The organism is Picosynechococcus sp. PCC 11901 (genome assembly GCF_005577135.1).
Classification (GTDB): Bacteria; Cyanobacteriota; Cyanobacteriia; order Cyanobacteriales; family MRBY01; genus MRBY01.
The window spans coordinates 521964-534399 of the sequence record NZ_CP040360.1 but is presented as its reverse complement, the minus strand read 5'-3'; the positions used below and the strand labels follow the sequence as shown (position 1 = coordinate 534399).

The following is a 12436-nucleotide window of genomic DNA, read 5'->3' as shown; positions in this document are numbered from 1 at the left end:
AGCAATCAGCAAATAGAACGCAGTAAGGTCATCTCGAAGGTCGTGCGAGGGGGAGAAACGGGAGTCACTTTCAAATTTAGGTTCGTGGACATGGGCTATTAGCTCAGGTGGTTAGAGCGCACCCCTGATAAGGGTGAGGTCCCTGGTTCAAGTCCAGGATGGCCCACTTATCAACCGTTGATAATCATCAATTGTTGATATCAATGGGGGTATAGCTCAGTTGGTAGAGCGCCTGCTTTGCAAGCAGGATGTCAGCGGTTCGAGTCCGCTTACCTCCACCAAAACCACGAAATAATGAAACGAACTCAGCATCAACACCATAGTCTAAGAAAAAGACAAAAGATGTTGTTGAATGCTGGAAGAGATTTCAGCAAAGCACCTTGAAAACTGCACAAAAAAATATTAGATAGTCGAAATAATAGCTAGGTAGGAAAGTACGAAAGTACAAACAATCCAAAAATAGCCAAGAGTCTGACCTCGAAAAAAGGTCAAGCTACAAAGGGCTAACGGTGGATACCTAGGCACACAGAGGCGATGAAGGACGTGGTTACCGACGATATACTCCGGGGAGCTGGAAGCAAGCATTGAGCCGGAGGTTTCCGAATGGGGCAACCCTAAATACAGCCATCTGAATATATAGGATGGTATGAGCCAACTCAGCGAATTGAAACATCTTATTAGCTGAAGGAAGAGAAAGAAAAATCGATTCCCTTAGTAGCGGCGAGCGAAGCGGGAAGAGCCTAAACCAACTGCTTAGGCGGTTGGGGTTGTGGGACAGTGATGTGGACTATAGAGGTTAGACGAAGTAGTTGAAAGCTACACCAAAGAAGGTGAAAGTCCTGTAGTCGAAAATCAAAGTAGCCTAACTGTATCCCGAGTAGGCCGGAGCACGTGAAATTCCGGTTGAATCAGCGAGGACCACCTCGTAAGGCTAAATACTACTGTGTGACCGATAGTGTAAAAGTACCGCGAGGGAAAGGTGAAAAGAACCCCGGGAGGGGAGTGAAATAGAACATGAAACCGTTAGCCTACAAGCAATGGGAGGACGATTTAACGTCTGACCGTGTGCCTGTTGAAGAATGAGCCGGCGACTTACAGGCTGTGGCAGGTTAAGGTGAAAAGCCGAAGCCAAAGTGAAAACGAGTCTGAAAAGGGCGTTAGTCACAGTTTGTAGACCCGAACCCGGGTGATCTAACCATGGCCAGGATGAAGCTTGGGTAATACCAAGTGGAGGTCCGAACCGACTTCTGTTGAAAAAGGAGCGGATGAGCTGTGGTTAGGGGTGAAATGCCAATCGAACCCGGAGCTAGCTGGTTCTCCCCGAAATGTGTTTAGGCGCAGCGGTTGGTTTCCTTGCATGGGGGTAAAGCACTGTTTCGCTGCGGGCTGCGAGAGCGGTACCAAAGTGAGACAAACTAAGAATACCATGTAAAATTCAGCCAGTAAGACGGTGGGGGATAAGCTTCATCGTCGAGAGGGAAACAGCCCAGACCGCCAGCTAAGGTCCCAAAATACTTGCTAAGTGATAAAGGAGGTGGGAGTGCATAGACAACCAGGAGGTTTGCCTAGAAGCAGCAATCCTTGAAAGAGTGCGTAATAGCTCACTGGTCAAGCGCTCCTGCGCCGAAAATGAACGGGGCTAAGCAAGTTACCGAAGCTGCGGACTCGAAAGAGTGGTAGGGGAGCGTTCTATATGGTGTGAAGCATTAGCGGTGAGCAGATGTGGACTGTATAGAAGTGAGAATGTCGGCTTAAGTAGCGAAAATATGTGTGAGAATCACATACCCCGAAACCCTAAGGGTTCCTCCGGAAGGCTCGTCCGCGGAGGGTTAGTCGGGACCTAAGGCGAGGCCGAAAGGCGTAGTCGATGGACATGAGGTTAATATTCCTCAACTCCTGTGTGGGAGCATAACTATGACGCATGAAAGATAGCTACACCCTGAATGGATTGGGAGGAGACTACGGTCTCCGCGTAGTAAAGGATAGTGCCTAGAAAAGCTAGTTATGTGTTGAAAGCACAGGACCCGTACCCGAAACCGACACAGGTAGGGTGGTAGAGTATACCGAGGGGCGCGAGGTAACTCTCTCTAAGGAACTCGGCAAAATTGCTCCGTAACTTTGGGAGAAGGAGTGCCAGCGAGAGCTGGTCGCAGTGAAGAGGCCCAGGCGACTGTTTACCAAAAACACAGGTCTCTGCAAACTCGTAAGAGGACGTATAGGGGCTGACGCCTGCCCAGTGCCGGAAGGTTAAGGAAGTTGGTTAGCTTAGGCGAAGCTGACGACCGAAGCCCCGGTGAACGGCGGCCGTAACTATAACGGTCCTAAGGTAGCGAAATTCCTTGTCGGGTAAGTTCCGACCCGCACGAAAGGCGTAACGATCTGGGCACTGTCTCGGAGAGAGGCTCGGCGAAATAGGATTGTCTGTGAAGATACGGACTACCTGCACCTGGACAGAAAGACCCTATGAAGCTTTACTGTAGCTTGGTATTGGGTTCGGGCTTTGTTTGCGCAGGATAGGTGGGAGACGTTGAGATTACTCTTGTGGGAGTAATGGAGTCACTGGTGAGATACCACTCTAACAAGGCTAGAATTCTAACTTTAAACCGTGAAGCCGGTGAAAGGACAGTATCAGGTGGGCAGTTTGACTGGGGCGGTCGCCTCCTAAATGATAACGGAGGCGCACAAAGGTTCCCTCAGGCTGGTTGGAAATCAGCCATCGAGTGCAAAAGCAGAAGGGAGCTTGACTGCGAGACCTACAAGTCAAGCAGGGACGAAAGTCGGTTTTAGTGATCCGACGGCGCTGCGTGGAAGGGCCGTCGCTCAACGGATAAAAGTTACTCTAGGGATAACAGGCTGATCTCCCCCAAGAGTTCACATCGACGGGGAGGTTTGGCACCTCGATGTCGGCTCATCGCAACCTGGGGCTGAAGTAGGTCCCAAGGGTTGGGCTGTTCGCCCATTAAAGCGGTACGTGAGCTGGGTTCAGAACGTCGTGAGACAGTTCGGTCCATATCCGGTGCAGGCGTAAGAGCATTGAGAGGAGTCTTCCTTAGTACGAGAGGACCGGGAAGGACGCACCGCTGGTGTACCTGTTATCGTGCCAACGGTAAACGCAGGGTAGCCAAGTGCGGAGCGGATAACCGCTGAAAGCATCTAAGTGGGAAGCCCACCTCAAGATGAGTGCTCTCATGGAGTTAATCCAGTAAGGTCACGGGAAGAACACCCGTTAATAGGCATTAGGTGGAAGTGTGGCAACATATGGAGCCGAGATGTCCTAACAGACCGAGGGCTTGTCCTTAAACAGATGGTTAGACTAAGTATTTCGATGAACTAATAAGTATTTTGTGCAGTCTTGAGGGTGTGAGACCACACCACTGCTTGGTGTTTCTAGCATAGTGGAACCACACTGATTCCATCCCGAACTCAGATGTGAAACGCTATAGCGGCGACGATACCTGTGGGGTAGCCTACCGGGAAAATAGCTCAATGCCAAGCTTCTCTCTTTTATGAAAAACTGAATATCTTATTCTTCAACTTTATATTCTAATCAAAGCACTCAATCTACAGATTGAGTGCTTTATTTTATTTTGCTGTCTTTCTCCTTTGTCGTGAGTGAAGTCCCATTCTGTTGCTTGGGTAGTGTTGTAGAGTATGAAGAGTAAGCCAATAAGTTGATAGGTATTTGAATGAATCGGATTTACTGGGGTTGTATATTCGGATTTTTTAGTGTTTTAGGGCTGGCAAATCAAGCGATCGCCAATGAGATGATGTATCGACCCCTTGGAATTCGCTCTGGTCAAGAGATTAACCAGCGGCTTTCGGATCAGGATATCCCCACGGGGGAAGGGGGATTTGCCAGGGATTATGCGATTACTCTCCAAGAGGGCGATCAAGTCGCCATTGACTTGCTTTCGGACGATTTTGATACGATTGTGTTGCTGCTGGCGGCGGATGGTTCGACGATTGCGGAAAATGACGATGCCGCCGACGGTTCAACGAATTCATTACTATTTGTGCGCATCAACGAAACGGGACGCTATATTGTGCGGGTACGGGCCTTTGGGGAAACGGGAAATGGTGATTTTTCGCTCAAAGTAACGCGCCTACAGCCTATTCGCGAGTAAAACGATGCTGACGAGACAAGCGACTTCAGTCCATTCCACAGTGGCACCGTAGGTATCGCCTGTATGACCTTGGAATTTATGACCAAACCAAGTGCTGACAGCGATCGCCACTGCCATAAACCAAAGATTACTGAGTATCACACTCAACCATTGGCTAATCGGTAGGAAAAAGTAGCTCAAAAATACGAATAAGAGCATGGGGCAGATACTCCAGCACAAATCTGGATATAACTGGAACTGCTGCTTGTGGAATGCCCCTTTGCCTTCAGCTTTCAGGTAGGGATAAAAGGCGATCGCCACCACCTGAGACCATCGTCCCCAAGCCGGTATCAACACAAAAAAATACCAAGACTCTAATCCTAAGCCTTCGAGGGCAGCGACCTTGAGCAATAGGATTAAGATCCCTGTCATCACCCCAAATGCACCAGAAACACTATCAGCCATCACCGCTAAACGGCGTTTCGGTTCCGTCACTGCTAAGCCATCGGCCGCATCCATTGCCCCATCTAAATGTAAGCCTCCCGTCAAACCCAACCAAAAGGCAACTAAAATCGCACTCCTGAGTAAAGCGGGAACCTTTAAACTCTCTAAACCCCAAAAACTTCCCAGCAATATGCCCCCAATAATCAAGCCCACCCAAGGACACCAACGGGCAATGCGAATAAAACTAGGCTGTACTCCCTTGGGCAGTGGTAGCAGCGTGTAAAAAAGAATGGCCCCCAATAGCGATCGCCAAAGCTGTAGCAAGCCTGATAAAAAACGAACCATAAATTGATTGAGATGCTCAGAATTGGATAGATTGTGGGTTTTCAGATGTCAAAATTCAAACCTTAAGTTAAGATTATGGCGAGGCATTGGAAACCGTTAATAAACATCCTCCGCCATAACACCAAGACAATACTGTAAAACCACAGCCTTTGTCCTTGGGTGCTAGCTTTTGTACAAGTAAAATGACAATCGCATAGGCTCATCCTGATGTGGTGGCGCTCATTTGCTTGCCATGTCTAGACAGTGTTATGGATGATTTACCTTCAGTCTGTCATATTTTTTTGTTTACCCTTAGTCAATTCCCATGAGTCATCAATGTCATCCCACTTCCTTACCCGCTCCTTGTGTGGTCTCTACCGGTATTCTTGTCAATAAAAGTGACATGAAACGTCTACTCCAAGATCTCGCATGGGTCCGCTATTCCCATTACCTTGATGGCGAAGTGCAAAAACAGGGCGAAGGTTGGATTGTAGAAGTCTTTGATGATGAACAACAGGCTACTTTGGTGGTCAATCAGTCTTTATATCTAAATTTACATAGCTTCGATTACCTTGCCCTGAAACAGGCTGAAACCGATAAGACTTATTTTGAACTCGTCCAGGATAATCGTGTCTTACGGTTGGAAGTGGCAGAAAATCCCCAAGCCAATCCTTTCAATACCAAAGCAGTTCCCGAAAGTACCTTAGAAGAGATGGTGACTCAGGTTTTATCGGCCCGCTGGGATGTCCACATGGATGACGATGAAAATTTCAATTTCTAGGTTCTGTTTCCTGAACTCGGTAGAATAAGCGGTGGCTTTTGCTGCCGTTTTTATTTTTTAGTGATCTTCGGAACATCATCTGTGAGCCATTTTCATTTTTCGCTACATAAGGAATGTCGCCATACAAATGCCCGGGTCGGCGTGTTTCATACCCCCCACGGAATTGTGGAAACACCCCGATTTATGCCTGTGGGTACCCTTGCGAATGTGAAAGGCATCACGCCGGATCATTTAGTCCAGGCCCAGGCCCAGATGGTTTTATCAAATACTTACCACCTCCACTTACAACCGGGAGAGGAGATTGTCCAGAAAGCCGGAGGACTGCATCGGTTTATGGCTTGGGAGGGGCCGATCCTCACGGATTCCGGGGGATTCCAGGTTTTTAGTCTCAGTGAAATGCGTAAGATTCGTGAGGAAGGGGTGGTGTTCCGTTCGCCGAAGGATGGACGTTTGATTGATATGACCCCGGAGCGGTCAATCCAGATTCAAAATGCCCTGGGTGCTGATGTGATCATGGCCTTTGATGAATGTCCACCAGGAGATGCGGGCCGGGAGGCGGTGGCGGCGGCAACAGCACGAACCTATCGTTGGCTAGAGCGATGTATTGAAGCCCATGAACGGGACGATCAAGCATTGTTTGGGATTGTCCAGGGGGGCATTTTCTTAGATTTACGCTCCCAAGCGGTGGCGAATTTAACGAAATTAGACCTACCGGGCTATGCCATCGGGGGCGTTAGTGTGGGGGAATCACCGGAAAATATTCGCCAAGTAGTACAGCATACAGCGCCGCTCCTGCCGAAAAACAAGATTCGGTATTTGATGGGGGTGGGCACCTATCGGGAAATGGCCCAGGCGATCGCCGCGGGGATTGATGTGTTTGATTGTGTGATTCCGACGCGGTTGGGGCGCCATGGTGCGGCCCTGGTTAAAGGCGATCGCTGGAATTTAAAAAATGCCCAGTTTAAAGAAGATTTTCGCTCCTTGGATGAAACTTGTCCTTGTTATACCTGCCAGAATTTCACGCGGGCCTATTTGCACCATTTAATCAAAGCGAAAGAAATGTTAGCCTACATGCTACTTTCTTTACATAACGTTACAGAATTAATTCAATTTACCGTGAGAATTCGTGAATCAATCCTTAGCGATCGCTTCGTGGAAGAATTCGGCGAATGGCTAGAACCCGAACCAACTCATGCTAGGATTGACTGCAAACCATAAGAAAAATCAGTTCAACAAGGAAATATATGGAAGCGGCATTATTACTTGCGAAATTACCTGAGGCCTACTCAATTTTCGATCCCCTCGTGGATGTTTTGCCTCTAATTCCTTTGTTCTTCTTGCTGTTGGCATTTGTATGGCAAGCGGCAGTGGGCTTCAAATAAACACCATTTTTGAATTATTTAAAAAAGAAATTGATTAAGCATCCTTGCGGGGATGCTTTTTTGTTTTTTGCGACTAATTTGTAACTAAATGTAACGAGAATTAACCGCGATTCATAATTGCTTTTTGGAAAGCGGGGCGATCGCCTAATCGTTTTAAGTAGGCTTGTAGGGCTGGGTAGGCGTTGAGATCCACATCTTGGAACATTAAAGGAATGTAGGCGAGGATCGAACCGACGGCCACATCCGCCACCGTAAATGCTTCTCCTAAAAGAAAAGATGTGTTTTGCAAAATATCGTTTAGGGGCTGCAAATAACGGGCCATAACTTCATTGCGATTTTCAGCCGGGGTGAGTCCCATAGAAAAAGTCGAGTTGGCAAATAACACCCATTGGTAGGCGATCGCCTTATCTGCCGGGGAAGGGCCGAGGTGACCAAATTTTTCTGCGAGGTAGAGCAAAATGGCACCGGATTCAAACAAAGTAACCTCGTCATCGGTTAGGACGGGCACTTTCCCAAAGGGATTTAAGGCAAGGAAATCCGGTTGTTTATGTTCGCCCGCCTGCATATCGAGAAGGACAAATTCATAGTCAGCACCGAGCTCTTCGAGGTACCAACGCACAATTGAGGCACGGCTACGCGCCCCACCGTAGAGTTTTAGCATAGTGTGAGTTTTGTTAGGCCAAAAATGTGTCTACAAATTCATTTAGAGAACTTTGTGGGTATGGGCATGTTGCTTCACATTGTCCTCTGTGTTGACGATATTAACCTGATTGAGGACGCGCTTTTTCGCAGTGGAATGGTTGAACTCCTGGTGGAGTGTCCCTAGGGGGATATGGCCCTGGGCTTCGGGGCGGCGTTTGTAGGTGCGGGCGGCGGCGGCGGTGCGTTCTAAAAAGTCATCGGGAATTTGCAGGCGATCGCCTAGGGCTGTGGGTAAGGTGATTTGATCCGCTTGGATAACATCCCCAAGGGGCAGGGCTTGGGCAACCCGATAAGATGTGGGAATTCCTTTTAACAGTGCTTCGAGAGCCGCTGAGGGAATTGGTTCTAGGATAGAAACCGCCTGGGTTTCGCCCTCCTCCCGGACAAAACAACTGGCGACGCCAAAAACACAATAATCGTCACTCGCTAAATGATGGGTCTGAAAAAAATCTTGTAATGTAGGCATAAGAATTTTTACTTACTGAAACTAAATATAAGGATTGAATTTTCCGTTTTGATCCTAACGAGCTTTTGGGGCGTACGAGACAGAAAGAAAGGATTCTTTAATTGCAGCGAATGATCTCTAATACCCAACCTTTACCTCTGACCATATTCAAGCCTGGGCCAGTATTCTAAGGTGAAACACAAAAAAGTCATGTCTTGATGGTAATGAATCTAAAATTAAACTTTTTTTGGGGATTTTGGCTGCTTTATGTAGGGACTTTACTCCTTGCCCCCAGTCATTTCCCCTTCGGCGGAGAACCTTTGTGGCAACTGCAACCTGAGACTTTGACAGAGGTGAAACAAGCATCGCTTAATTTCTTTTTTGTGCTGCCGATTTTAAATTATTTGGGTTGGCGATCGCCTTTAGCCCCAGTGCTCAATCCTGTAGATGAGGCCCTCTTTAATTTTGCTGTCGCCTGGATGTGGCTTTTTCTGCCAGTAATGGCGAGCGATCGCAAGGGTCAACATCTGCCATACCTCGCCTTCTGGGGTTGCGGGATGTTTCTTACTAATGTTTTTTTGCTGCCCTACATGGCGCTCCGGCGAGCCATTGCCCCTCAGCCTTTTTTACCTAAACCGTGGTTTACGCGCCTTTTCGCGTGGGTCGGAATCTGCGTCGGCATTATTGCCATTGGTTGGTTTGGTCTAGCTCGTCCTGAATTTGGTCTCCTCGGCGATCGCCTTGATTACTTTCTCTTGCGTCTGGGAGATAGCCGCCTCACCGTCGCCTTCATGGTGGATCTCCTTTGTTTTTGGTTTATCCAAATTTTCCTCATGGGTGATCTCACCGCCAAAGATAGCTTCTGGCAAACCCTACGTTTTGTGCCATTTTTTGGTGTGGCCTGTTGGTTGCTCTTTGACCACCGTTCTTCCTAAAACCTCTTTACTCAGCCCCAATTTGAACGCTTAAGTTGGGGTTGAGACCGCTAATCAATGCTTTTAAAACAAGCTATCGAAAACTGTGATTATCATAAGCTAAACCGCTAAAATGTAGATTAAATAAAGATTTAAGCGATCGCCGATTATGGAAACATCCCTGGCTAGCCTTGGCCCTTTTTCCGTCCCCGCGGACAATCCGGACATCCTGAGCCAACTCCTTGAAAACCAAAAATCGCCCCACACCTGGCGAGCCTACAAAAAAGATATTCGTGATTTTTTTCGGTTTGTGGCCGATGCCAACGAACCCGCACCGCTCCTGGTCGAAGCCTTTCTGAATCTGGAGCAACCCCAGGCCCTCGCCCTCGTCCTGCGCTACAAAAATCATCTACGGGATGTCCGCTGTCTAAAAGAAGCCACTATTAATCGTCGTCTTGCCGCCCTCAAAGCATTGGTTCGTTTGGCGAATCAGTTGGGGCAATGTCGCTATACCCTCGGTGGCATTAAAGGAGAAAAGGTCAGTCGCTATCGAGATACCACGGGGATTTCACAAACTGTTTATCGACAAATTTTAAAAATCCCTAACCAGAAGACCATTAAGGGCAAACGTGATTACGCTATTTTGAGATTGCTTTGGGATAATGCGCTGCGGCGTAATGAAATTGTCCAAACCAACTTAGAAGATTTAGACCTCGAACGGCGATCGCTCGCAATTTTAGGGAAGGGAAAAGGCCGCCAAAAACAATGGGTCACACTCTCTGCCGCAACAGTGACAGCCCTTAAAGCTTGGTTAGCCGTCCGTCCCGGATCTAAAAATAAAATTCAGCCATTATTTGTTGCCCTTGATCGCGCTCACCTGGGCCACCGTCTCACGGGGACAGCTATTTACCAGTTAGTCCGGAACACAGCCAAGGCCGCAGGCGTCACAAAATTATTATCACCCCACCGCATTCGTCACTCTGGGATTACGGCGGCCCTTGATGCGACCAATGGAGACGTGCGTAAGGTACAAAAATTTTCTCGTCATGCCGACCTCAATACCTTGATGATTTATGATGACAACCGCAGGGATGTCCAAGGGGAAATTACAGATCTCTTGGCGAATTTGATCTAGGGGCTTTTTGATCCAGAAAAGCAAAAACAAACCCATTGCGCTGTGATGAATATCAGTATCTATCGTACTCAAAGAGCTTTGACTCAACATGGTTAGAAGATTTAATTTGAAGATTATGAATCAGGCTCATTTTTTGCGTTTTTGTTTCGCTAACCGACTGATCTTGAAGGTCTTTGTGGGGTTAGCCATTGGTGCTTCGAGTTTATTGCTCGTGGAAATTCCCCTGGGACGAGCCCAAAGCGCTGCTGATTTGCTGCCTGATGTACCCCAAGAACAGCCATTGAGTGAGGCTGAAAAATCTCTAGAGGAAGGTCTTATCGCCCTTGCCCAAGGTCAATATGAGCAGGCGATCGCCGCTTTTGATCAAGCGATTCAACGGGATCCAAATTTTGTTGAAGCTTACAATAACCGGGGGATTGCCTACGGAGAATTAGAGCAATACGAACAGGCGATCGCTGACTTTAATCGTGCCCTTGTTTTAGATCCAAATTCTGCAGCCTCTTATTTTGGTCGGGGAACCGTCTCCCATAAACTTGGCCAGGCACAACAAGCCTATGACGACCTGACCCAGGCGATTACGCTCATGCCTGAGTGGGTTGATCCTTACATCAACCGTGGCTTGATCTTAACCAATGCCGGCCTACGGGAAGAAGCGCTTCAGGATTTTAGCCAAGCACTCCGCCTCAATCCCCAAAACGTCATTGCTTTAATCAACCGGTCTAGTTTGTATGTGCGGACGGGCGAATATGAAAAAGCACTCCAGGATGCGAATGTTCTTATTGATCTCAATGAGGGACTTGCCGTTGCTTACAACAATCGCGGTATTGCCTTGGCCGGTCTGGGGCAAAATCAAGAGGCCCGTCAAGATCTAGAGAAGGCGATCGCGATGTTTGATGCCCAAGGAGATATGGAGGGCAAACGACGGGCAGAAACTTTTGTGCGGGTGTTATTCCAGTAAACAAAGAGCGAGCTTCATTTGCGAAAATTTAAGTATGGCTTAACTTTAGTCGGCTAAATCGGGAAAGACTTCTCGCACCGAAGGGTGGACTAAACGCCGCTCGGCAATATTTAATCCTTGGGCGATCGCCGGATTTTGTTTAATCGCTCCCAGACTTTGATTAGCCAGTTGGAGAACGTAGGGCAAAGTGCTGTTATTGAGGGCTTGGGTTGCTGTCCAGGGTACGGCCCCCGGCATATTGGGCACCCCAAAATGGACAACTCCTTCTTCGAGATAGGTGGGGGCACTGTGACTGGTGGGCCGCAGGGTTTCGATGCAGCCCCCTTGGTCTACAGCCACGTCAATAATGACAGAACCCCGTTTCATCTGTCTGACTGCGGCACGGGACACTAAAATTGGTGCACGTTTGCCCGGTAAAAGCACGGCCCCAATCACCAGATCGGCGAGGGGTAACCAGCGTTGAATTTGGGTCGGTGTGCTGTAGAGTAGCTCCACTCGGGAGCCAAATAGCGCTTCTAAATCACTGAGGCGATCGACGTTAATGTCGAGGATCTGTACCTGGGCCCCAAGACCCACGGCCATTTTTGCCGCTTCGGTGCCGACAGTCCCCCCACCAAGAATCATCACCCGACCCGGCCCAACGCCAGGGACACCTCCGAGTAAAACGCCTCTGCCGCCCTGCTGTTTTTCGAGATAGCGCGCCCCAAACTGCACGGCCAAGCGCCCAGCAATGACACTCATCGGCGCAAGGAGTGGTAAATGACCTTTGCCGTCGGTGACCGTTTCGTAGGCGATCGCCGTCACGCCCGATTGCATTAAATTTTCTGTGAGCTGGCGATCAGCCGCTAAATGGAGATAGGTAAATAGGATTTGGCCAGGGCGCAACGAGCCATATTCTGAGGGAAGCGGTTCTTTGACTTTAACGACCATGTCTTGTTCCCAGGCGATCGCCGCCGTAGAAACAATTTCGGCTCCGGCCTGTTGGTATTCCGCATCCGTAAATCCAGAACCGAGGCCCGCCCCCGTTTCAATCAAAATATGATGACCCGCACTGGCGAGGACTTGCACACTGCTCGGTGACAAACCAACCCGAAATTCTTGGTCTTTGATTTCCTTGGGGACACCGATTTTCATCCTCAACGCCTCTATGTTTTGTCTTAGGATCTGTGCTTTTTATTTAAGGACTTTTTTGAGGCTCTGTCAGCACCTCCTCCCCAAACGACACAAATTTAACTTTTCTCTTGCCCC

Annotated in this window: 11 protein-coding genes, 2 tRNA genes and 2 rRNA genes; 11 read left to right on the top strand and 4 right to left on the bottom strand. The window is 48.5% G+C overall.

Translation table 11 applies throughout. The annotated features are described in order from the left end of the window. Positions 1–92: 92 nt before the first annotated feature. From FEK30_RS03600 to FEK30_RS03580, 5 genes are all read left to right on the top strand, one after another. A tRNA-Ile gene (locus FEK30_RS03600) sits at positions 93–166 on the top strand. A 39-nt stretch (positions 167–205) separates the two neighbouring features. Further along, positions 206–281: transfer RNA gene (locus FEK30_RS03595), tRNA-Ala, on the top strand. Between the two features lie 205 nt (positions 282–486). Next, a 23S ribosomal RNA gene (locus FEK30_RS03590) occupies positions 487–3298 on the top strand. A 79-nt stretch (positions 3299–3377) separates the two neighbouring features. Beyond that, positions 3378–3495 (top strand): 5S ribosomal RNA (gene rrf / locus FEK30_RS03585). Between the two features lie 191 nt (positions 3496–3686). Next, positions 3687–4124 (top strand): PPC domain-containing protein, encoded by a 438-nt coding sequence (locus tag FEK30_RS03580; RefSeq protein WP_030008239.1) that lies wholly within the window; start codon positions 3687–3689, stop codon positions 4122–4124. Here FEK30_RS03580 and cobS read toward each other — a convergent pair. After that, positions 4104–4892, bottom strand: coding sequence for an adenosylcobinamide-GDP ribazoletransferase (cobS, locus tag FEK30_RS03575; RefSeq protein WP_138071842.1), 789 nt, complete (start codon positions 4890–4892; stop codon positions 4104–4106). The genes FEK30_RS03580 and cobS overlap by 21 nt on opposite strands. Before the next feature lie 304 nt (positions 4893–5196). Here cobS and FEK30_RS03570 point away from each other — a divergent pair, with 304 nt between their 5' ends. From FEK30_RS03570 to FEK30_RS03560, 3 genes are all read left to right on the top strand, one after another. Then, the gene (locus tag FEK30_RS03570) at positions 5197–5652 is read left to right on the top strand and encodes a hypothetical protein (protein ID WP_030008237.1); all 456 of its coding nucleotides are present in this window, start codon (positions 5197–5199) and stop codon (positions 5650–5652) included. Positions 5653–5733: 81 nt separating this feature from the next. Further along, the gene (gene tgt, locus FEK30_RS03565) at positions 5734–6870 is read left to right on the top strand and encodes a tRNA guanosine(34) transglycosylase Tgt (protein WP_138071840.1); all 1137 of its coding nucleotides are present in this window, start codon (positions 5734–5736) and stop codon (positions 6868–6870) included. A 26-nt stretch (positions 6871–6896) separates the two neighbouring features. Beyond that, positions 6897–7034 (top strand): photosystem II reaction center protein K, encoded by a 138-nt coding sequence (locus tag FEK30_RS03560; protein ID WP_012308371.1) that lies wholly within the window; start codon positions 6897–6899, stop codon positions 7032–7034. A 100-nt stretch (positions 7035–7134) separates the two neighbouring features. Here the strand turns inward: FEK30_RS03560 and FEK30_RS03555 are convergent, their stop codons facing one another. Further along, positions 7135–7695 carry a glutathione S-transferase family protein gene (locus tag FEK30_RS03555; RefSeq protein WP_138071838.1) on the bottom strand — a complete coding sequence of 187 codons (561 nt, stop codon included), beginning with the start codon at positions 7693–7695 and terminating at the stop codon, positions 7135–7137. A gap of 42 nt (positions 7696–7737) precedes the next feature. Next, on the bottom strand, positions 7738–8202 hold the full coding sequence (locus tag FEK30_RS03550) for a hypothetical protein (RefSeq protein WP_030008234.1): 465 nt from the start codon (positions 8200–8202) through the stop codon (positions 7738–7740). Positions 8203–8405: 203 nt separating this feature from the next. Here FEK30_RS03550 and FEK30_RS03545 point away from each other — a divergent pair, with 203 nt between their 5' ends. The 3 genes from FEK30_RS03545 (at position 8406) to FEK30_RS03535 (ending at position 11188) form a co-directional block, all read left to right on the top strand. Beyond that, the gene (locus FEK30_RS03545; protein WP_138071836.1) at positions 8406–9116 is read left to right on the top strand and encodes a hypothetical protein; all 711 of its coding nucleotides are present in this window, start codon (positions 8406–8408) and stop codon (positions 9114–9116) included. 148 nt (positions 9117–9264) lie between these two features. Continuing rightward, positions 9265–10230 carry a tyrosine-type recombinase/integrase gene (locus FEK30_RS03540; RefSeq protein WP_138071834.1) on the top strand — a complete coding sequence of 322 codons (966 nt, stop codon included), beginning with the start codon at positions 9265–9267 and terminating at the stop codon, positions 10228–10230. Between the two features lie 115 nt (positions 10231–10345). Next, entirely contained in the window at positions 10346–11188 is an 843-nt protein-coding gene (locus FEK30_RS03535; protein ID WP_065711483.1) for a tetratricopeptide repeat protein, read from the top strand. 45 nt (positions 11189–11233) lie between these two features. Here FEK30_RS03535 and ald read toward each other — a convergent pair whose 3' ends face one another. Continuing rightward, positions 11234–12322, bottom strand: coding sequence for an alanine dehydrogenase (gene ald / locus FEK30_RS03530; protein ID WP_138071832.1), 1089 nt, complete (start codon positions 12320–12322; stop codon positions 11234–11236). Positions 12323–12436: the final 114 nt, after the last annotated feature.